Here is a 20665-nt window from a genome sequence, read left to right as displayed (position 1 = left end):
GGTTGATATTGCAGAGCCGGGGAGAAAAAAGAAAACCTTCATCAGCGCGCTCAGCGCAATAGGTCGGCCGGCGGCGAATATCATCCGCCCTGGCCGCATCGCCGCTGAGACACAACATGCGGGCAGGTAAACATGAAAGACTTCCAACAAGAAATCCGTGATATTTCCGGCTGGTTATCGAAAATCGGCGCCGACCCCAGCGGCGGCATGACGCGTCTGCTTTATACCCCGGAATGGATCGAGGCGCAGCACGCGTTGAAAAACGCCTTCGACGCCGCCGGGCTGAGCACCCATTTTGATGCGGTCGGCAACCTGTTCGGGCGGCTGGAGGGCAGCAAATACCCCGACCAGGTGATTCTCTCCGGTTCGCACATCGACACGGTGGTCAACGGCGGCAACCTCGACGGCCAGTTCGGTATCGAAGCCGCCTTTATGGCGATCAAATACCTCAAGGATACCTACGGCCCGCCGCTGCGCAGCCTGGAAGTCATCGCGCTGGCGGAAGAAGAAGGCAGCCGCTTCCCCTATGTGTTCTGGGGCAGCAAGAACATCGTCGGCCTGGCCCGGCGGGAAGATGTGCAGCACATTACGGACGCCAAGGGCGTCGGCTTCGTCAACGCCATGCGCGACGCCGGTTTCGATTTCCCGCCGCCGCATCAGCCGCTGCGCAGCGATATCGCGGCCTTCGTCGAGATCCATATCGAGCAGGGCAAAGTGCTGGAAACCGAAGGCAAAACCCTCGGCGTGGTAACCAGCATCGTCGGCCAACGGCGCTATGACGTGCGGCTGCAGGGCGAAGCCAACCACGCCGGCACCACCCCGATGAGCTACCGCCGGGATACCGTGCACGCCTTCAGCCGCATCTGCTGCGAATCGATCGCCAAGGCGCGCGCCGAGGGCGATCCGCTGGTGCTGACCTTCGGCAAGGTGGAGCCGAAGCCGAACACCGTCAACGTGGTGCCGGGCTTCACCCACTTCACCCTCGACTGCCGCCACACCGATCAGGCCGCGCTGCTGCGCTTCACGCAGGAGATCGAGCAGGATATCCAGCGCATCTGCGCCGAGATGGGCATCGAGGCCGAGATCGATCTGTGGATGGACGAAGCGCCGATCCCGATGAACGAACAGCTGGTGGCCTGCGTCAGCCGCCTGTGTGAAACGCAGCGGCTGAATTACCGCATGATGCACAGCGGCGCCGGGCACGACTCGCAAATTTTCGCCCCGCGCGTGCCGACGGTGATGATGTTCGTGCCGAGCATCGCCGGCATCAGCCATAACCCGGCGGAAAAAACCGCCGTCGCCGATCTGAACGAAGGGGTGAAAATCCTGGCGCAGACGCTGTATCAGCTGGCCTACACCGAACAGGGGGCCGAGGCATGAGCAACGACATCGACCCGCGCTACTGGAAAAAGATCGTCGTCGTGCTCTGTCTGGGCTGGGCGGTGATCTGGATCTATCGCACCGTTCTGACGCCGATCTTCCCCGAGATCCAACAGACCATCGGCGCGCACTCCAATGCGGAAATGGGACTGATCGCCAGCTTCTACTTCTTCGCCTATACCGGCATGCAGATCCCGGCGGGCATCCTGGTGGACAAATTCGGCAAGAAGGTGGTGTTGATCCCGGGCTTCTGCCTGTTCATCATCGCCACCTTGCTGATCGGCAACGCCACCAGCCTGACCATGGTCTATGCCGGCAGCCTGCTGGCGGGCATGGGCTGCGGCTCTTATTACGGCTCGGCTTACTCCCTGTCGTCGGAGAATATCCCGCTGGAGCGCCGTGGCCTGGCGACCGCGGTGATCAACAGCGGCTCGGCGCTCGGCATGGCCATCGGCCTGATCGCCTCCAGCCTGCTGGTGAAAAGCTTTAACATGAACTGGCAGATCATGCTGTTCATCATCACCGGCCTGCTGGTAGTGATGACGCTGGTGTTCGCCGTGGTCATCAAAAGCTCGCAGCCTCAAGCGCCGGCAGCCGTCAGCCAGACCGTTGCACCGGCGGCGCTCGAGCCCGAAGAGGACGGTCAGGCCAGCGGCCTGTTCAGCCTGCGCATGATCTCCGCCTACGCGATGTACTTCGCCACCTGCTACGGCTACTACATGATAGTCACCTGGCTGCCCTCGTTCCTGCAGCAAGAGCGCGGCTTTGAAGGGGTGGCCATCGGCTTCTCCTCCGCCCTGGTGGCCTTCGCGTCGGTGCCGGGTGCGCTGTTCTTCAGCCGCATGTCCGACCGTTTCCGCAACAAGAAAGTGCAGCTGATCATTTTCCTCGAGCTGTGCGCGGCGGTAATGCTGGTCTGCACCGTCATTTCGCCGGACTCCACCATGCTGCTGATAAGCCTGATCCTGTACGGGCTGCTGGGTAAGCTGGCGGTCGATCCGATCATGATCTCCTTCGTCGCCGACAACGCGCCGAAGAAAGGCTATGGCACCAGCTTCGGCGTGTTCAACTTCTTTGGTATGTCCTCGTCGGTAATCGCCCCCTTCCTGACCGGCGTAATCTCCGACAGCACCGGCTCCAAGGTGATGGGCTTTTACATCTCCGCCGCCATCCTGCTGGTGGGCACCGCCATCTTCTTTACCGTCAACGTCTTGATGAAACGCACTACGCCAACCCGAACGGCCACCGAGGCCTGACGGCGCTTTTTTACCGGGCGCCGCCGCGGCGCCCTTTCAACGATCAGGAGAATCAACGTGGGTTACTTCAACAATCAAACCGGTTATCCAACCGACATTCTGTCAACGCGCGCCATCATCAAACGCGGCAACTATGCGCTGATCCCGCCGAACGGCCTGGTGCGCAACGTCATTCCCGGTTTTGAAAACTGCGACGTCACCATCTTGTCGACGCCGAAACTGGGCGCCACCTTCGTCGACTATCTGGTTACGCTGCACGACTGCGGCCGCAACACCAAAGGCTTTGGCGGCGAAGAGATCGAAACCTTCGTGTACGTCATCGACGGCGCCATCACCGCTTCCGCCGACGCCACCGACTACCCGCTGACCGCCGGCGGCTATCTTTACTGCCCGGCGGGCGTCACCATGCGGCTGGAAAACGCCAACGGCGGCCAATCCAGCCGCCTGTTCCTCTACAAGCGCCGCTACCAGCGCATCAAGGGCTACGAGGCGCACGTGGTCAGCAACAACGTCGCCAACCTGGAGCAGATCCACTACGAGGGCATGAGCGAGGTGATCCTGCAGGATCTGCTGCCGAAAGATCTGGGCTTCGACATGAATATGCACATCCTCTCCTTCGCCCCCGGCGCCAGCCACGGCTATATCGAGACCCACGTGCAGGAGCATGGCGCCTACATTCTCAGCGGCGCAGGCGTGTACAACCTGGACAATGAATGGATGCCGGTGAAACAAGGCGACTACATCTTCATGGGCGCCTATGTGCAGCAGGCAGGCTATGCGGTTGGCCAGGAAACCTTCAGCTACATCTACTCCAAGGACTGCAACCGCGACGTAGAGCCGTAAGCGCTTCGCCGCCAAAACCCAGGCCACCTGCTCGCGCAGCGTGGCCTTCTTTTTTATCTCAATTGCCGGCCGATACGCATCGCGCGGGCGACGTTGGTGGCGCTGCGCTGCAGGTTGAGTTCCCCTTGCGACAGCGCGACCGCCAGCGTGCTCAGGCGCGGCAGAATGCTGAACATCGCGTCGATTCCCTGCGCGTGCAACGCTTCCGCCCCGTCCTCCACCACGCCGGCCAACGCGATGACCGGCAGGCCGCGCGCCCGCGCCAGACGAGCGACGCCGGACAGCGCCTTGCCGCCCAGCGTTTGGCTGTCGATGCGCCCTTCACCGGTGATCAGCAAATCGGCCTCCTCCAGCGCCTGCTCCAGGCCCAGCGCCGCCATCACGATCTCGATACCCGGCTTCAGCGTTGCGCCGAGAAACACCTGGCAGGCGATCCCCATGCCGCCCGCCGCCCCGCCGCCGGCGACCTGTCGCACGTCGCGGCCGGTGCTCTGGCGGATCACCTCGGCATACTGCGTCAGGCCCTGTTCCAACTGCGCCACCATCGCTGCCGTCGCGCCCTTCTGCGGCCCGAACACCGCCGCCGCGCCGCGCGGCCCCACCAGCGGATTGTCTACGTCGCAGGCGACCTCTATCCGGCACTGCCGCAGGCGCGCATCCAGCGCGCCGAGATCGATTCCGCTCAGCGTCGCCAGCTCGCCGCCGCCCCACGGCAGGGCCCTGCCGTCCGGACGATAAAAGCGGCCGCCCAGCGCCTGCACCATGCCGACGCCGCCATCCACCGTGGCGCTGCCGCCGATGCCGAGGATCAGGTGGCGAATGCCCTGATCCAGCGCATGCAGGATCAGTTCGCCGGTGCCGTAGCTGGTGGCCAGCAGCGGGTTACGGCGTTCCGCCGGCGTCAGCATCAATCCGCTGGCCGCCGCCATCTCGATCACCGCCGTCTTGCCGTCGCCGCTGACGCCGTAAAACGCCGCCACCCGTTCCCCCAGCGGGCCCGTGGCGGTCACGCTCACCTTGCGCCCGCCGGTGGCGGCCACCAGCGCGTCCACCGTGCCTTCGCCGCCATCGGCAATCGGCAGGCAGACGCACTCGGCATCGGGATAAACCTCGTGAAAGCCGCGCGCGATCGCCCGCGCCGCCAATTCCGCGCTGACGCTTTCTTTAAATGAATCCGGTGCAATAACAATTTTCATGACGCATCCTTTATTCGAACAGAAATAAAAACGGCCATGCCTTCCCCCGCTGAATTAATCAGAGGAGAAACGCATGGCGAAATAAAATAAAACTGTTGCCGACTATTTAATTAAGATGAAGGAAAGTGTTATTTGTTGACCCATTTCGCCGGCACGCTGTAGGTTAATAATGCGCCCACGATCATCATCGCCGACAAAACGCACATCGCCGCCAAATTGCTGTGGGTCAGCTGTTTGAAATAGCCGATGATGTAAGGCGAAATAAATCCGCCGATATTGGCGATGGAATTGATGAGCGCGATGCCCGCTGCGGCGCAGGTGCCGGTAAAGATGGCATTCGGCAAGCTCCAGAACAGCGGCGACGGCACCAGGCTCGAGGCCACCGCCACGCACAGCGCCGCCATCACCACATGCTTGTTGTCCGGGAACAGGCCGATAAAGATCAGCGACACCGCCGCGATGCAGAACGGCACGATAATGTGCCAGCGCCGCTCGCGATGCTTGTCCGAACTGCGCGCGGCCACCAGCATCGCCACCACCGCCAGCATGTACGGCAGCATGGTCAGCAGCCCGATATCCATCACCGAGGTCACGCCGGTGTCGCGAATGATGGTGGGCACCCAAAACGCCAGCCCGCCTTGCCCCATCACCGTACAGAAGCAAATCAGCCACATTTTGGTGAACGCGGACGACCTCAGCATGCTTTTCATCGTCCACTCCTGCCCGCCGGCGGCGCCCTGACGCGGCGCGCTCTGCTCCATATCCTCCTTGATCAGCGCCTTCTCCTGCGGGCTGAGCCACTTGGCGCTCTGATAGGTATTATCCAGGAAGCAAAAAATGACGATGGCGATCAACAGCGCGCGCGGGCCGCTGATAAAGAACAGCCACTGCCAGCCGGAGAGGTTCATCAGGCCGTTCATGTGTTCGATGATCCAGCCGCACAGCGGGCCGCCGATGATGTTGCTGACCGGGATGCCGCACACGAACAGCGCCGTCATCTTGGCCCGCTGGCTGGAGGGGAACCACAGCGTCAGGTAGAGGATCACGCCGGGGTAAAAGCCGGCTTCCGCCAGCCCCAGCAGAAAACGCGCCAGGTAGAATTGCCAGGGGTTGGTGATGAAGATGCTCAGCATCGATATCGCCCCCCACACCACCATCAGCAGCGCGATAATCTTTCTGGCGCCGTAGCGGCTCAGCAGAATATTGCTGGGCACCCCGGCGATGATGTAGCCGATGAAAAATACCCCGGCCCCCAGTCCGTAAACGGCTTCGGCCATCGAGACGTTGCCGTTCAGAATATCGGGCATCATTTGGAATTTCGAAAACGAAATCCCCACCCGATCGAGATAACCGACGATATAGCTCACTAATAGAATGGGCATAATGCGCCAGGCGATTTTTCGATATAAACGACTTTTGTCAGGGACGGTAAGAATATCTTTATCAATAACAGCATTATCGGTTGCCATATTCAGTATCTCCTTGGGTTGGCATCCTGCTTTTTACTTTTTATTGTGCTGAATCATTTTTATTGGATTGGCGGGGACCCTCTTTATTTATCATAAAGAGGGCGTTATTAATGTCGAACATCTCTGATTCTAATGATAAGCCGGCAAATTAAATGCCGGCGGGCGCCTTAGCCGGCTACCCGGTGGTTGCCCATGATTTCCAGCGCCCGCACCAGCGCGGAGTGATCCAGTTCGCCGTCGCCATTGGCGGCGCAGACGTTGAACAGCTCCTGGCAGGTGGCGGTGTTCGGCAGGCTGAGCGCCAGCGCCTTCGCGCCCTGCAGCGCCAGGTTGAGATCCTTCTGGTGCAGCGAGATGCGGAACCCCGGCGCGAACGCCCGCTTGATCATCCGCTCGCCGTGCACCTCGAGGATACGCGACGAGGCGAAGCCGCCCATCAGGGCTTCACGTACCCGGGCCGGATCGGCGCCGGCGCGCGAGGCGAACACCAACGCTTCACTGACCGCTTCAATGGTCAGCGCCACGATGATCTGATTGGCGACCTTACAGGTTTGCCCGTCGCCGTTGCCGCCGATCAGCGTGATGTTCTTGCCCATCAGCGCCAGCAGCGGCTTCACCCGTTCGAAGGTCGCTTCCTCGCCGCCCACCATGATGGTCAGCGTGCCCTGTTTGGCGCCCACTTCGCCGCCGGAAACCGGCGCGTCCAGGTACTGGGCGCCCAGCTGGTTGATGCGCTGCGCGAATACTTTGGTCTCCAGCGGTGAAATGGAGCTCATGTCCACCACCACTTTGCCGTTCAGCTTGCCGGCGGCGCAGCCGCGTTCACCGAACAGCACCTCCTCCACCTGCGGCGTATCCGGCACCATGATGAAGATCACGTCCGTCTCATCTGCCACCTGCTGCGGATCGCGGCAGGCGATGGCCCCCTGTTGCAGTAACGTTGCCGGCACCTCGTGCCGGGTGTGGGCGTAAAGCGTGTGCCCGCCCGCCAGCAGTTTTTCCGCCATCGGCGCGCCCATGATGCCCAGACCGATAAATCCCACTTTCATTTTCATCTCCTCAAGACAGGTATTTTTTAATCCATGACAGGCCGCTTTCCGTGGTGGTAAGCGGTTTGTATTCGCAGCCGATCCAGCCGCGATACCCCATACGATCCAGCTGCGCGAAGATAAACTCGCAGTTGATTTCACCGGTGCCCGGCTCATGCCGCCCCGGGTTGTCGGCGACCTGGATGTGGTCGATCTTCGCCAGCAGGCGCTCGAGGGTCTGCGTCAGCTCTCCTTCCATGCGCTGCATGTGGTAGAGGTCGTACTGCAGATACAGGTTGGGGCTGCCGATCGCCTCGATCAGTTCGATCGCCTGCCGGGAGGTTTGCAGGTAGAACTGCGGCATGTCGTAGCGGTTGATCGGTTCGATCAGCAGGCGGATATTTTGCCGCGCCAGGGTATCGGCGGCGTAGCTCAGATTCTCCTTCACCCGTTCGTCAGTGGTGTGGCAGCTGACGGCAGGATCCGGATTGCCGATCAGGCAGTTGATGCGATCGCAGCCCAGCGCCTGCGCATACTCGATCGCGCGCCCGACGCCGTCGCGGAACTCCGCTTCGCGCCCCGGCAAGCAGGCGATGCCCCGTTCGCCGGCCGCCCAGTCGCCGGCCGGCAGGTTGAACAGCACCTGGCTCAGACGATGCGCCTCCAGTTCGCTGCGCAGCGCCGCGATCGGATAGTCGTAAGGGAACATGTATTCCACCGCGCTGAAGCCCTGCTCCTTCGCCCGGCGGAAACGCTGCATAAAATCGACTTCAGTGAACAGCATCGACAGGTTGGCTGAAAATTTCGGCATGGTAAGGTTCCTCAACGGTAATCAAAGAAGTTGACCGAGGTCGGGGCGTCTTCCGGCGTTGCCGCCACCGGTTCGAACTCGTTGACGTTATCCAGCTCGGTGCCCATGGAAATATTGGTGACGCGCTCCAGGATGATTTCCACCACCACCGGCACCCGGTGCTGCTGCATCAGTTCCTGGGCCTGATGGAACGCCGGCGCGATCTCTTCCGGCTTAAACACCCGCAGCGCCTTGCAACCCAGGCCTTCCGCCACCTTGACATGATCGACACCGTACTCGCCAATCTCCGCGTTGTTGATGTTTTCAAACGACAGCTGCACGCAGTAATCCATATCGAACCCGCGCTGCGCCTGACGGATCAGCCCCAGATAGGCGTTGTTCACCAGCACATGGATATACGGCAGCTTGAACTGCGCGCCGACCGCCAGCTCTTCGATCATGAACTGGAAATCATAGTCGCCCGACAGCGCGACCACCTTGCGCTGCGGATCGGCGGCGCATACGCCCAGCGCCGCAGGCAGCGTCCAACCCAGCGGGCCGGCCTGACCGGCATTGATCCAGTGACGCGGTTCGAAAACGTGCAGCATTTGCGCGGCGGCGATCTGCGACAGCCCGATGGTGGTGACATAGCAGGCGTCGCGGCCGAAGGCGCGGTTCATCTCTTCATACACCCGCTGCGGCTTGACCGGCACGTTGTCGAAGTGGGTCTTGCGCAGCAGCGTTTGCTTGCGCTGCAGGCAGGCGGCGCACCAGGCGTCGCGATTCGGCAACTCGCCGCGTTCGAAACGGCGCTGCGCCGTGTCCACCAGCATTTGCAGCGCGATGCGCGCGTCGGAAACGATGCCCAGATCCGGGCAGATCACCCGGCCAATCTGCGTCGGCTCGATATCGATATGCACCACCTTGCGCCCGGCAGTGTACTTGTCCACCGAACCGGTGTGGCGGTTGGCCCAGCGGTTGCCGATGCCGAACACCAGATCCGAGTCCAGCAGGTTGGCATTGCCGTAGCGGTGCGAGGTTTGCAGGCCCGCCATGCCCGCCATAAGCGGGTGATCGTCCGGAATGGCGCCCCAGCCCATCAGCGTCGGGATCACCGGCACATTGCAGATCTCCGCCAGCCGTTGCAGCAGATCCGCCGCATCGGCGTTGTGAATGCCGCCGCCGGCGATGATCAGCGGCTTTTTCGCCGCGCACAACAGATCCAGCGCTTTGTCGATCTGCGCCTGGGTGGCCGCCGGCTTATAGGCGGGCAGCGACGAGTAGGTATCCGGATCGAACTCGATCTCCGCCATCTGCACGTCGAAAGGCAGGTCGATCAGCACCGGGCCCGGCCGGCCGGAGCGCATCAGGTGAAACGCCTGCTGCAGCACCCGCGGCACCAGCGCCGGTTCCTGCACGGTGACCGCCATCTTGGTCACCGGCTTGGCGATCGACTCGATGTCCACCGCCTGAAAATCTTCCTTGTGCAAACGCGCGCGCGGCGCCTGGCCGGTGATGCACAGGATCGGAATCGAATCGGCGGAGGCGGAGTAAAGGCCGGTGATCATGTCAGTGCCCGCCGGGCCGGAGGTGCCGATGCATACGCCGATATTGCCGGCAGCGGCGCGGGTATAGCCTTCCGCCATGTGCGATGCCCCTTCCACGTGCCGCGCCAGATAGTGTTTGATGCCGCCGTGTCGCCGCATCGCATCGTAGAACGGGTTAATCGCCGCGCCGGGCACGCCGAACGCGGTGGTGATCCCTTCTTTTTCCAGCACGTGCATTGCCGCGTCTACCGCTCGCATAATTGCCATGTGATGCTCTCCTTAATTTATTGGAAAATTTTTCCAACTTTAAAATACCGTCAAAAAAACCCGTCTGCTCATCAAACGGGGAGTCTTGTTCCGCGCCGGCTCACCCCGGCGCGTGACGATTACGCCTTGCTGCGCGATTCACCCAGCGCGGCGCTGATATCTCTGGCCACTTCCCCCACCAGTTCACCCAGCTCTTTGAACCGCTCCTTGCCGACCCGCGAACTGGGCCCGGAAATGGAAATGGCGGCGATCACGTTGTTGTTGCGATCAAAAATCGCCGAAGCCAGGCAGTTCAGGCCCAGCGCGTGCTCTTCATCGTCGATGGTGTAGCCCTGCTCCAGCGACTGATGCAGATCCTTGCGCAGCAGGTTCACGCTGGTCAGCGTCTTCGGCGTGTAGGATTGCAGCCCCGAACGCACGATCAGATCCAGCATCTCCTCTTCCGCCAGCGGGTACAGCAACGCCTTGCCGGCGCCCGATGCGTGCAGCGGCAAGCGGCTGCCCAGCGGCGCGCACATGCGCACCATCGCCTGGCATTCGCATTGGCGAATCAGCACCGCATCGAAATTGTTGCGGATCGCCAGGTTGGCGGTCTCGCCGGACAGCAGCATCAGCCGCCGCATGAACGGCCCAGCCACCGATACCACGTCGCGATCGTTCATATAGGCGGAGCCGACGGTGAACGACTGAATACCGATATGCCACCAGCCCAGCTGAGGATCCTGAAAGACGAATTCCGATTTCTCCAACACTTTCAACAATCTGAAGGTGGTGGACAGCGGCAACTCCAGCTTCTCGGACAGCACGGAAACCGACGAGCTTCCCCCGGCGTTGGCCAGGTACTGGAGGATCTCCAGCCCGCGATCCAACGCCTGTGCCCCTTTGGTAGCGCCGGCTTCGGTGGCGGGTCGTCCTTTCCTGCGTAATTCGGTCATTCAAGCTTCCTTTGTCAGTGACGGCATGGTTGACGCTATGATAAACGCCCTGCGCGGCGTGCGGCCAGCGCTATGCCAAAACTATGCGATACGGCTCCGGCAAGCGGCTGACCACGCAGTTGTCGGCGCCTGCACGATCGATGGTGAAAAAGTCGGTGACTTTCGCATAGGCGAACAGCGGGTGATGCCAGACGTTGCGATGATAGTTGATCCCCTGCTTGCCGTTGGTGATAAAGGCGCGCATCGTGCCGACGGGGATGGTTTCGCCCGGTTCGGCGACGATCACCACGAAGCGTTCGCCGTTCATCGGCACAAAGGCCTGTGACGAGAGCGGATGCTTTTCCAACAGGGAAAAGGTCATCGGCAGCTCGCAGGGTTCTGCCCGGTTGATGCTGGCCAGCACCCGGTTGCCGTCCGACACCTCAATCTTGGCGAGATCGTGATAACGCTCGGTTTTCCCGTCATTGATATGAAAGAAACGCGAGCCCTCTATCTGCAATACGTCGCCATAAGGCGCAAAGGCCGCCGGCGTTAATTCTTCGATGACTAAATCCATGTGATTCTCCAAAGCGCATGACCCAGACGACGATTAAACGGCGATATTTCACCCAACGCCTTCACTCTAGACAGCGCATGGCGAATTTGACAGCAATTTTTTGGAAAATTTTTCCATAACAAGATCACCCGCACATTTCACGATCGGCAGACCATATTAATTGCTTGAAATCAATGAATTAAAAAACCACCTGATCCACTATCGACAATAATAGGGCTGCGTATGTTCATCGCTATCCGGTGATTCTGTGACCGGGATCGTGGGGTTGGGCTTTGCCACTGCCTATCGCGCCGCAACATCAAGTAGATTCTTCTCACCGATAACCGAAAAGGCGGTGTCAGCCAAGGACCCCACATGCTGGATCACGAAACCATTCGTTCGTTTATCAAAGTTGCCGAGTGCCAAAGCTTCTCGCGCGCGGCAGAGTTGCTGCACAAAACCACCGCCACCATCAGCTACCGCATTAAAACGCTGGAAGAGAGCATCGGCACGCAGCTGTTTATCCGCACCACCCGCACCGTCAACCTGACGCCGGCCGGGGAGTATTTGCTGGAGCGCTGCCGCCAATGGCACACCTGGCTGGACGCCATGCCGGGCGAACTGCGGCAAATCAACGACGGCGTAGAGCATCAGGTGAATATCGTGATCAACAACCTGCTGTACGACGCCGCCGCCGTGGCCAGGCTGCTGACTCACCTGCACGACAAATACCCGTTCACCCAATTCCACATTTCCCGCCAGGTGTACATGGGCGTGTGGGACGCACTGCTGAATGAGGATTGCCATCTGGCGATCGGCGCGGCGGGCAATGAATCGCTGGAAAACAGCATCAAGGTGCTGCCGCTCGGCAAGATCGATTGGGTGTTCGCCATTTCGCCGACGCATCCGCTGGCCGCTGCCGCCGATCCGCTGAGCGAAACGCAGCTGCGCCCTTACGCCGCAATCAACGTCGAAGATACCGCCCGCCATTTGGCCAAGCGCACCGCCTGGCTGCTGTCGGGCCAGCAGGAGATCAAGGTGCCGGATCTGCGCACCAAGCTGGAGTGCCATCTGCGCGGTCTCGGGATCGGTTTCCTTCCGCGTCAACTGTGCCAAACTTATCTTGATAGCGGCGAGTTGGTGGCCAAGCAGCTCAGATATCCGCGCCAGCCCTCTCCCCTGTCGCTGGCCTGGTCCGATGCTCGCTGCGGCGAAGCGGTGCGCACCCTTATCAGCCTGTTCCAGACGCGGGATCCGCTGATCGCGGGTTTTGTCGGCGCCCTGGATTAAGTCGCGGTATCAGTAGGCATTTTTCCGGCGCTGACGTAATATCTGTTTACATATGTCTGACAGGAGGTTTGCATGCTTACTTTTATTCCCATCGTGATCGTCGTCGCACTGATTGTGGTGTTCGCCGGCGTCAAAATTGTGCCGCAGGGGTTCCAATGGACGGTAGAACGCTTCGGCCGCTACACCAAAACGCTGATGCCGGGCCTGAACCTGGTGGTGCCGTTCATGGACCGCATCGGCCGCAAAATCAATATGATGGAGCAGGTGCTGGACATCCCTTCGCAGGAAGTGATTTCCCGCGATAACGCCAACGTGGCCATCGATGCGGTGTGCTTTATCCAGGTGGTCGACCCGGCGCGCGCCGCCTACGAGGTCAGCAACCTCGAACAGGCGATCGTCAACCTGACCATGACCAACTTCCGCACCGTGCTCGGCTCGATGGAACTGGACGAAATGCTGTCGCAGCGCGACAGCATCAACAGCCGTCTGCTGCACATCGTCGATGAAGCGACCAATCCGTGGGGGGTGAAAATCACCCGTATCGAGATCCGCGACGTGCGCCCACCGGCGGAACTGATCGCCTCGATGAACGCCCAGATGAAGGCCGAGCGTACCAAGCGCGCCGACATCCTGGAGGCAGAAGGGGTGCGTCAGGCGGCCATTCTGCGCGCCGAAGGGGAGAAACAATCGCAGATCCTGAAGGCCGAAGGCGAGCGCCAATCGGCATTCCTGCAGGCGGAAGCGCGTGAACGCGCCGCCGAGGCCGAGGCGCGCGCTACCCAGCTGGTGTCCGACGCCATCGCCAGCGGCAACATTCAGGCGGTGAACTACTTCGTGGCGCAGAAATACACCGACGCGCTGCAGAAGATCGGTTCCTCCAACAACAGCAAGGTGGTGATGATGCCGCTGGACGCCAGCAGCCTGCTCGGCTCGATCGGCGGCATTACCGAACTGCTGAAAGAAAGCAAAGGCAAATAATCATGCTCGAACTGATCGCGGCGAATCCGCTGTGGTTCTGGCTCTCCCTCGGGGGCCTGTTGCTGGCGGCGGAAATGCTCGGCGCCGGTGGCTACCTGCTGTGGAGCGGCGTGGCGGCGCTGTTGGTCGGCGCCTTGATCTGGCTACTGCCGACGCTCACCTGGGAATGGCAGGGCGTGATCTTCGCCGTCCTGACCGTCGTCGTCGCCTACCTGTGGTGGTACTGGCTGCGCCGGCGCCCGGCGGCCGCATCCGGCGGTTCGCCGGTGCTCAACCAGCGCAACCGGCAGTTGATCGGCACCCGCGCCACGCTGACGGAGCCGATGCACAACGGCATGGGGCGCATCAATATCGGCGACAGCAGTTGGCGTGCGCAGGCGGCGGAAGATCTGCCCGCCGGCACCGAGGTGGAAGTGGTGGCAGTGGAAGGCGTCACGCTGGTGATCCGCGCCATCAACCGTTAATTCGAACGGCAACACCCCGCCAGATTATTGATGATGGGGCACTCGGCTCCCTCGTCACCCGGGCATTGTTCCGCCAGCGTAAGCAGACGCTGGCGCATTTCACCCAGTTCGCTGATGTGCTTTTCGATCTCCGCCACCTTCTGCAGCGTGCGCGCCTTCACGTCGGCGCTGTGGCGAGCCGGATCGTTGAATAATGCCACCAGCTCGCGGCACTCGTCCAGGTTGAAGCCCACCTGCCGCGCCTGGCGCAGCAGCGTCAACTCTTCGACATGCCTGGCGGAATAGTGGCGGTAACCGTTGTCGCTGCGAATCGGGGCGGTAATCAGCGCTTTCTCTTCGTAAAAACGAATCGTCTTGCTGGTTAAACCGGTTTTTTTCGCGACGTCGCTAATATTCATTTTTTCCTCCGGAATGCTCCTGCTCACCTCCTATCTTAAGCCGCTTTACGCCACTCACCAAGCCTCAACGCCCTACCGTCGATAGCGATGAGAAACCGATAGCCACAGCCAAAAGATAGATACTTCACTTGCAAAGTATTCATCAAAAAACAATAGACAATCTAACCTATTAAAATTTGATCAAATTAAGATTTTTATTATATGTAAATTTTTGTGTATAAATAACACAAAATAAAACACAATTAAAACAACAAAATAAAAACACAAATTAACAAAATTGTAATAATAAACCACATAAATAAACATTTATTTACATTTACCATTACTTCGCCTGTTTGAGTTTTGGCCACCTCCAAACTAGAAATATTAGCTAATTTAATCTCTCAACCCGATGGCGGAGTTCGTCATGGATTTTAACTTATCAAGCGAGCAGCAGGCTCTAAGCGAATCCGCTCAGCGTTTTGCCCGCGAGGTGCTGGATCAGGATGCGCATGATCGGCTTTCACGGCAGGTATTAAGCCTGGATTTGTGGCGACAAGCCGCCGCCTATGGCTTTACCCGAGCCCCCGTGGCGACCGCGTTCGGCGGATTGGGCATTAGCGCGCTCGATACTGCGCTGATGATTGAGGCGCTGGGTAAAGGCAGCCGCGACATCGGCATGTCCTTTTCGCTCTGCGCTCATCTGTGCGCCTGCGTGATCCCGCTTTCCCGCTTCGGTTCCGAAGCATTAAAAGCGCAGTATCTCGAAGCGTTGGCGGCCGGAAAACTGATCGCGGCGAATGCGGCGACGGAGCCGGACGCCGGTTCCGATATTTATGCCATGAAATCAACCGCTCAACCCTGTGAAGGCGGCTACCGGCTCAACGGAAACAAAATTTTCATCACCAACGCGCCGATTGCCGACATCTTCATCGTCTATGCGAAAACCCATCCCGAACATGGCTTTATGGGCGTGTCCGCATTTGTGCTCGAGAAAGGGATGCCAGGCTTAAACGTAGGCGCCGTCAGCCCGAAAGATTGCCTCTCCAACTGCCCGTGGAGCGAACTGACCTTCAACGACGTCTTCATTCCAGAGGCCCAACGGCTCGGCATGCCGGGCGCCGGCGGCGCCATCTTCCACGATTCAATGATCTGGGAAAAGGGCTGCCTGTCGGCTCTGTTTATCGGCGCAATGGAGCGCGTGCTCGACAGCGCGCTGGACTACGCCAAACAACGCCGACAATTCGGCAAAGCGATCGGCCAATTTCAGTCCGTCTCCAACCGCATCATCGAGATGAAACTGCGTCTGGAACAGTGTCGGCTAATGCTCTACCGCGCCTGTTGGAAACACGATCGGGGCCAGGACGCCGAGATCGACATCGCCATGAGCAAACTGTTGATTTCCGAATATGCCGTGCAGTCCGCGCTGGACGCGATTCAAATCTTCGGCGGAGCCGGCATGGATCAAGAACTCGGTCTGGTGCGCCACTTGCTGAACGTGATCCCCAGCCGGATCTTCTCCGGCACCAACGAGATACAAAAAGAAATTGTCGCCCGCAAGCTGGGTCTGCGGGGAGTCGCATGATGATCGTTCAACGCGTTTTTGCCGTGCTCTATATGTTGGCCGGCCTGGCGAAAGCCTTCCCTCAGTTGGAAAACGTCGCCGATATTCTGCAGCAGGCGGCCGTGGCGAACCAGGGCACCTGGTACGCCGGGGTGACGGCTTGGCTGGCGGCGCAGGGTACAGCGGTTAACGCGCTGATCGGCGTGGCGCTGTTTGTCTCCGGTGCGGTCTTGATGTTCAACCCGCGTTGGACGACATTGATCATCTACTGCCAGCTGCTGATGATGGCGGGATTTGTCACGATCCTGCACCGCGCCCAGCCGCAGGTCATATTGCTCGATGCGATTTTCGCGATGGCGGCGCTGTACATGCTGCGGCAACAACACCACCGCAAACCCAAGCCGCGCACGTTCCCCACGCGCGACTTTTCCACGCCGGCGTCAGGCGGCTCGGTAACCCCCACGCTGGACGGCGAGTATGACGTGGTGATCATCGGCGGCGGCGTCTCCGGTTTGGCCGCGGCCAGCGAACTGACCGAACGCCGGGTTCTGGTGCTGGAAAAAAGCGCTTCCTTTGGCGGCAACGCGCGCTACCACGCGGTGAATCGTCTGAAGTTTCCCATCGCCGGCGTCTGCTTCCAGGAGCCATTGCCGGGTTCGTTCATGTTGCAACTGCTGAAGAAAATCGGTCTGAGCGGCGCCTACAAGTCCAATGAAAAGGACACGCTGGTGTTTTTCGACACCTTCTTGCTGCTCCGATGCCTGGGTGAAGTCGTCGTTGGTTTTTTCAAACAGCCGGTCTACCTGCTGAAACCCGCCGTCTGGCGCCTGACGGGACAACTATTCCTGCATGCCTTGATCGGTAAACCTTATGTTATCGCGGCAAAACAGCTGGGCGATCCGATCTTTGCCGATCTGTACGCCTTCCTCGATACCTTCTCGCCGCGCGGCGAGCGGTACCCCAGCCTGCCCTGGACGCCGCAGAGCGCCTGGAGCAAAGCGAATATGGCGCTGCTCGACACTATCCCGCTGTACACTTATCTGTTCGAACCGCACAAACTGGATCAGATCCCGGCGGATCTGCGGCCGCCGAGAAAATTCGGCAAGCTGGTAGAGAATGCCGTCAGCACCACGCTGCGCGTGGAATGTCTCGATATTCGCGAAGTCTCCGCCTATGTCGGATTGCACTTCCTGGTGGGGTATTTACGCGGCAATCTGGTCACGCTGCCGGGCGGTAACGGCAGCATCAGCGCCGGGCTGCTCGACTATCTTGAGGAGCAAAACAACGTCAGGCTGCAAAGCCGCGTACAGCTTCAAAGCATCACACCCGGCGGCGACGAAACGGTGATCCGGTTCAGCGTCAATGGCGCGGCCAGCGAAATCAGAGCCAAACAAGTGATCTGGGCTGCCCCCAAAACGCATTTGCCCACCTGGTTGCCCACACTGCCCAAAGAGCAATTGGCGGCGATCCGTCAGATCCGCCATGAAGATTACTACCTGGCGAACGTGCTGTTGAAAAAACCGATCCTCGAACACTCGTTCGGCGGCTATCTGATCGAGCCGGAAAACACCCGCACACCTTACTATTGGAGCAAAGCCGGCACCTGTCTGATCGCCAATTGGATGGACAATCACCTCAGCGCGGAAGCCGGGGTATTAACCCTGCTCAAACCGACCACTCGCCCAGAGCGGCAAGGTCGCACCGCGCAGAACGAGTTCCCGGCGCTGCAGCAACAGACCTATGTCGAAATCGCCAAAGTGCTGGGCAACATGGGCATTGACGCCGACATCATTGAAGACATTCAAATCTGGTTCTGGCCCGCGGGTCTGGTGACCTCGGTCGCCGGACAACAGGCTCAGGGCGTGTTTCACCAGGCCAGCAGGCCGTTTGAGAATATTCACTTCGCCAATCAGGACAGCGTGGGCATCGGTAATATCGAAAGCGCGGTGTTAGCCGGGCTGAACGCCGCCAAAGCGGTGAGAGAACGCCTCGCAATGCCCGTTACGCCTGCGGAGGTGATGTCATGAATCCTACCCTGGTGGTTGAACTTTCCGGCGATAAAACGCTGGAACCCCATCGCCTGGGCGGCAAAGCCCATTCGTTGAATCATTTGATTCAGGCGGGCTTGCCGGTACCGCCGGCGTTTTGCATCACCGCGCAGGCTTACCGGCAGTTTATCGAGTTCGCCGTGCCGGGAGCGCTGCTCGACACGGGTGCGCCGGGCAACGTGCGCGATATGATTTTGAGCGCCGCCATCCCCGCCCCGCTCGATCTGGCGATCCGTCACGCCTGCAAACAGTTGGGCGACGGCGCCTCGCTCGCCGTGCGCTCTTCAGCGCTGGAAGAAGACGGCCTGACCCACTCTTTCGCCGGGCAATACGACACTTACCTGCACGTGCGCGGGGATGACGAGGTGGTGCGCAAGGTGCAATCCTGCTGGGCGTCGCTCTGGGCGGAACGCGCCGCCCAGTATAGCCGGACATCGGCGGCGCAGAGCGATATCGCCGTCGTCTTGCAAATCATGGTGGATGCAGACGCCGCCGGCGTCATGTTTACCCAAGATCCGCTGACAGGCGATGCCAACCACATCGTCATCGACAGCTGCTGGGGGCTGGGGGAAGGCGTGGTCTCCGGACAGGTCACCACCGACAGCTTCATTTTGGATAAGGCGAGCGGCGAGATCCGCGAGCGGCAAATTCGTCACAAACCGCACTATTGCCAACGCGATCCTCAGGGACAGGTTACGCTGCTGCAAACGCCCGAAGCCAGGCGAGACGCCCCCAGCCTAACCCCGGAACAGCTGCAACAGCTTGCCAGGCTGGCCAGGCAAACGCGGATGATTTACGGCGCGGAACTGGATATCGAATGGGCGGTGAAAGACGATCGCGTGTGGCTCCTGCAGGCGCGGCCGATCACCTCGCAGGCCAAACCGGTTCAGATGCTTTACGCCAACCCGTGGGAAAGCGATCCGACGATCAAGGAACGGGCCTTTTTCTCCCGAATGGACACCGGCGAGATCGTCACCGGCTTGATGACGCCGCTGGGGCTGTCGTTTTGCCAGTTCTACCAAAAGCATATTCATGGCCCGGCGATCAAAACCATGGGGCTGGCGGATATCGGCAATTGGCAGATTTATATGGGGTATTTGCAAGGCTACGTCTATCTGAATATCTCCGGATCGGCCTACATGCTCCGCCAATGCCCGCCCACCCGCGACGAAATGAAGTTCACGACCCGCTACGCCACCACCGATATCGATTTCAGCGGGTACAAAAACCCCTATGGCCCCGGCGTACAGGGATGGGCTTATCTCAAGAGCGCCTGGCATTGGCTGAAACAGCAGAAGCATAACCTGCGCAGCGCCGGCGCGACCGTCGATGCCATGATCGCCCTGCGCCAGCGCGAGACGCGCCGCTTTCTGGCGCTGGATCTGACCACCATGACGCATCAGGAGCTGGAGCGGGAACTCAGCCGCATCGACGGTTACTTCCTCGACAGCTGCGCCGCCTATATGCCCTTCTTCCTTCAGTCGTTCGCGCTCTACGATGCGCTGGCGCTGACCTGCGAACGTTACCTCAAAGGCCGCGGCAACGGATTGCAAAATCGCATCAAGGCGTCGATGAACAACCTGCGCACCATCGAAGTCACGCTGGGCATTCTCAGCCTGGTGGAGACGGTCAATCGTCAACCGGCGTTGAAGGCCCTGTTCGAGCGACACAGCGCACAGGAACTGGTCACCGTCCTGCCCACCGATCCCGAATCGCGCGCCTTCTGGCAAAGCGATTTCAGCGCCTTCCTATTCGAGTTCGGCGCCCGTGGCCGTCAGGAGTTCGAATTGAGTCTTCCGCGCTGGAACGACGATCCCAGCTACCTGCTGCAAGTGATGAAAATGTATCTGCAACATCCGGTGGATCTGCACACGAAACTGCGGGAAACAGAGCGGCTGCGCCATGAAGACAGCGCGACGCTGCTTAAAGCGATGCCCTGGTTTGGCCGGATGAAGCTGAAGTTCATCACCAAACTGTATGGCGTGATGGCCGAACGCCGCGAAGCGACCCGGCCAACCTTCGTCACCGAAACCTGGTTCTACCGCCGCATCATGTTGGAAGTGCTGCGGCGCCTGGAGGCACAAGGCCTGGTCAAACAGGCCGATCTGCCCTATGTGGACTTCGAGCGCTTCCGCGCGTTTATGGCGGGGGAACAGTCGGCACAGGAGGCGTTCGCCGCCGATCTGATCGAGCGCAATCGCCACCAGCATCTGCTGAACCTGCATGCGGAAGAACCGCCGATGGCGATCGTCGGGGGGTATCAGCCCAGGATGAAAGCCCCCACGGCGGAAAACGCCGCCGGCATGCTGTCCGGCCTGGCGGCCAGCCCCGGCAAAGTGGTGGCGAAAGCGCGCGTCATCACCGATCTGCTGGCGCAGGCCGGCGAGCTGCAGCCCAACGAAATCCTGGTAGCGCGCTTTACCGACGCCAGCTGGACCCCGCTCTTCGCGCTGGCGGCGGGCATCGTCACCGATATCGGCTCTGCGCTGTCCCACAGCTGCATCGTCGCACGCGAATTCGGCATCCCCGCGGCGGTCAATCTCAAGAACGCCACCCAGTTGATCAACAGCGGCGACACCTTGATTCTCGACGGCGACAGCGGGACGGTCATTATTCAACGCGGAGAACGTGCCGATGGCTAGTCAGCACCACATCCGGCGAAGGTAAACCATCCGCCTGAAAACAGCACAATTCAACG

17 protein-coding genes are annotated in these 20665 nt (G+C 60.2%); 9 read left to right on the top strand and 8 right to left on the bottom strand.

The window, feature by feature from the left end:
* Window positions 1–132 precede the first annotated feature (132 nt).
* The 3 genes from allC to allE are packed head-to-tail and all read left to right on the top strand — an operon-like array spanning window position 133 to window position 3479.
* The gene (allC, locus tag ATE40_RS02305) at window positions 133–1380 is read left to right on the top strand and encodes an allantoate deiminase (protein WP_019454127.1); all 1248 of its coding nucleotides are present in this window, start codon (window positions 133–135) and stop codon (window positions 1378–1380) included.
* Window positions 1377–2636, top strand: a complete 1260-nt coding sequence (locus ATE40_RS02300; protein WP_019454128.1) for an MFS transporter — start codon at window positions 1377–1379, stop codon at window positions 2634–2636. Before allC ends, ATE40_RS02300 begins: the two co-directional genes overlap by 4 nt.
* 57 nt (window positions 2637–2693) lie before the next feature.
* Window positions 2694–3479, top strand: a complete 786-nt coding sequence (gene allE / locus ATE40_RS02295) for a (S)-ureidoglycine aminohydrolase (RefSeq protein WP_019454129.1) — start codon at window positions 2694–2696, stop codon at window positions 3477–3479.
* 53 nt (window positions 3480–3532) lie between these two features.
* On the opposite strand, the gene ATE40_RS02290 is transcribed toward allE, so the two are convergent.
* The 7 genes from ATE40_RS02290 to ATE40_RS02260 form a co-directional block, all read right to left on the bottom strand.
* On the bottom strand, window positions 3533–4675 hold the full coding sequence (locus ATE40_RS02290) for a glycerate kinase (protein ID WP_019454130.1): 1143 nt from the start codon (window positions 4673–4675) through the stop codon (window positions 3533–3535).
* A gap of 128 nt (window positions 4676–4803) precedes the next feature.
* Window positions 4804–6057 carry an MFS transporter gene (locus tag ATE40_RS02285; RefSeq protein WP_232094001.1) on the bottom strand — a complete coding sequence of 418 codons (1254 nt, stop codon included), beginning with the start codon at window positions 6055–6057 and terminating at the stop codon, window positions 4804–4806.
* A gap of 254 nt (window positions 6058–6311) precedes the next feature.
* Window positions 6312–7193: a 2-hydroxy-3-oxopropionate reductase gene (gene glxR / locus ATE40_RS02280; RefSeq protein ID WP_063918867.1), complete on the bottom strand. Its 882-nt coding sequence runs from the start codon at window positions 7191–7193 to the stop codon at window positions 6312–6314.
* 10 nt (window positions 7194–7203) lie between these two features.
* Window positions 7204–7983 carry a hydroxypyruvate isomerase gene (hyi, locus tag ATE40_RS02275; protein WP_019454133.1) on the bottom strand — a complete coding sequence of 260 codons (780 nt, stop codon included), beginning with the start codon at window positions 7981–7983 and terminating at the stop codon, window positions 7204–7206.
* Between the two features lie 11 nt (window positions 7984–7994).
* Window positions 7995–9776 (bottom strand): glyoxylate carboligase, encoded by a 1782-nt coding sequence (gene gcl / locus ATE40_RS02270; RefSeq protein WP_063918866.1) that lies wholly within the window; start codon window positions 9774–9776, stop codon window positions 7995–7997.
* Between the two features lie 119 nt (window positions 9777–9895).
* The gene (gene allR, locus ATE40_RS02265; RefSeq protein ID WP_015376892.1) at window positions 9896–10711 is read right to left on the bottom strand and encodes an HTH-type transcriptional repressor AllR; all 816 of its coding nucleotides are present in this window, start codon (window positions 10709–10711) and stop codon (window positions 9896–9898) included.
* 70 nt (window positions 10712–10781) lie between these two features.
* Complete coding sequence (locus ATE40_RS02260; protein ID WP_063918865.1) at window positions 10782–11267, bottom strand: ureidoglycolate lyase; 486 nt, start codon at window positions 11265–11267, stop codon at window positions 10782–10784.
* Between the two features lie 354 nt (window positions 11268–11621).
* On the opposite strand from ATE40_RS02260, the gene allS reads away from it, so the two are divergent.
* From allS to ATE40_RS02245, 3 genes are all read left to right on the top strand, one after another.
* Window positions 11622–12536 carry an HTH-type transcriptional activator AllS gene (gene allS / locus ATE40_RS02255; RefSeq protein ID WP_019454135.1) on the top strand — a complete coding sequence of 305 codons (915 nt, stop codon included), beginning with the start codon at window positions 11622–11624 and terminating at the stop codon, window positions 12534–12536.
* A gap of 72 nt (window positions 12537–12608) precedes the next feature.
* The gene (locus tag ATE40_RS02250) at window positions 12609–13514 is read left to right on the top strand and encodes an SPFH domain-containing protein (protein ID WP_004940203.1); all 906 of its coding nucleotides are present in this window, start codon (window positions 12609–12611) and stop codon (window positions 13512–13514) included.
* Window positions 13515–13516: 2 nt separating this feature from the next.
* Complete coding sequence (locus ATE40_RS02245; protein WP_019454136.1) at window positions 13517–13978, top strand: NfeD family protein; 462 nt, start codon at window positions 13517–13519, stop codon at window positions 13976–13978.
* On the opposite strand, the gene cueR is transcribed toward ATE40_RS02245, so the two are convergent.
* On the bottom strand, window positions 13975–14376 hold the full coding sequence (gene cueR, locus ATE40_RS02240; RefSeq protein WP_019454137.1) for a Cu(I)-responsive transcriptional regulator: 402 nt from the start codon (window positions 14374–14376) through the stop codon (window positions 13975–13977). The genes ATE40_RS02245 and cueR overlap by 4 nt on opposite strands.
* A 406-nt stretch (window positions 14377–14782) precedes the next feature.
* On the opposite strand from cueR, the gene pigA reads away from it, so the two are divergent.
* Genes pigA through pigC form a run of 3 tightly spaced genes read left to right on the top strand, consistent with a single transcriptional unit; the run spans window position 14783 to window position 20609 of the window.
* The gene (pigA, locus tag ATE40_RS02235; RefSeq protein ID WP_063918864.1) at window positions 14783–15940 is read left to right on the top strand and encodes a prodigiosin MBC biosynthesis dehydrogenase PigA; all 1158 of its coding nucleotides are present in this window, start codon (window positions 14783–14785) and stop codon (window positions 15938–15940) included.
* Window positions 15937–17946, top strand: a complete 2010-nt coding sequence (gene pigB / locus ATE40_RS02230; protein ID WP_244889064.1) for a prodigiosin MAP biosynthesis oxidoreductase PigB — start codon at window positions 15937–15939, stop codon at window positions 17944–17946. Before pigA ends, pigB begins: the two co-directional genes overlap by 4 nt.
* Complete coding sequence (pigC, locus tag ATE40_RS02225) at window positions 17943–20609, top strand: prodigiosin ligase PigC (protein WP_019454140.1); 2667 nt, start codon at window positions 17943–17945, stop codon at window positions 20607–20609. The genes pigB and pigC overlap by 4 nt, the downstream gene beginning before the upstream one ends.
* Window positions 20610–20665 lie beyond the last annotated feature (56 nt).

Source organism: Serratia surfactantfaciens, assembly GCF_001642805.2.
GTDB classification, from domain to species: Bacteria; Pseudomonadota; Gammaproteobacteria; order Enterobacterales; family Enterobacteriaceae; genus Serratia; species Serratia surfactantfaciens.
This window is presented reverse-complemented; position numbering and strand designations above follow the sequence as displayed.

Excerpts from the sequence above, each read along its gene's own strand:
- pigA (WP_063918864.1), top strand. The coding sequence starts at position 14,783 with ATGGATTTTAACTTATCAAGCGAGCAGCAGGCTCTAAGCGAATCCGCT.
- pigB (WP_244889064.1), top strand. The coding sequence starts at position 15,937 with ATGATGATCGTTCAACGCGTTTTTGCCGTGCTCTATATGTTGGCCGGC.
- allS (WP_019454135.1), top strand. The coding sequence starts at position 11,622 with ATGCTGGATCACGAAACCATTCGTTCGTTTATCAAAGTTGCCGAGTGC.
- cueR (WP_019454137.1), bottom strand. The coding sequence starts at position 14,376 with ATGAATATTAGCGACGTCGCGAAAAAAACCGGTTTAACCAGCAAGACG.
- ATE40_RS02285 (WP_232094001.1), bottom strand. The coding sequence starts at position 6,057 with ATGCCCATTCTATTAGTGAGCTATATCGTCGGTTATCTCGATCGGGTG.
- ATE40_RS02250 (WP_004940203.1), top strand. The coding sequence starts at position 12,609 with ATGCTTACTTTTATTCCCATCGTGATCGTCGTCGCACTGATTGTGGTG.
- hyi (WP_019454133.1), bottom strand. The coding sequence starts at position 7,983 with ATGCCGAAATTTTCAGCCAACCTGTCGATGCTGTTCACTGAAGTCGAT.
- pigC (WP_019454140.1), top strand. The coding sequence starts at position 17,943 with ATGAATCCTACCCTGGTGGTTGAACTTTCCGGCGATAAAACGCTGGAA.
- ATE40_RS02290 (WP_019454130.1), bottom strand. The coding sequence starts at position 4,675 with ATGAAAATTGTTATTGCACCGGATTCATTTAAAGAAAGCGTCAGCGCG.
- gcl (WP_063918866.1), bottom strand. The coding sequence starts at position 9,776 with ATGGCAATTATGCGAGCGGTAGACGCGGCAATGCACGTGCTGGAAAAA.
- glxR (WP_063918867.1), bottom strand. The coding sequence starts at position 7,193 with ATGAAAGTGGGATTTATCGGTCTGGGCATCATGGGCGCGCCGATGGCG.
- ATE40_RS02260 (WP_063918865.1), bottom strand. The coding sequence starts at position 11,267 with ATGGATTTAGTCATCGAAGAATTAACGCCGGCGGCCTTTGCGCCTTAT.
- ATE40_RS02245 (WP_019454136.1), top strand. The coding sequence starts at position 13,517 with ATGCTCGAACTGATCGCGGCGAATCCGCTGTGGTTCTGGCTCTCCCTC.
- allC (WP_019454127.1), top strand. The coding sequence starts at position 133 with ATGAAAGACTTCCAACAAGAAATCCGTGATATTTCCGGCTGGTTATCG.
- ATE40_RS02300 (WP_019454128.1), top strand. The coding sequence starts at position 1,377 with ATGAGCAACGACATCGACCCGCGCTACTGGAAAAAGATCGTCGTCGTG.
- allR (WP_015376892.1), bottom strand. The coding sequence starts at position 10,711 with ATGACCGAATTACGCAGGAAAGGACGACCCGCCACCGAAGCCGGCGCT.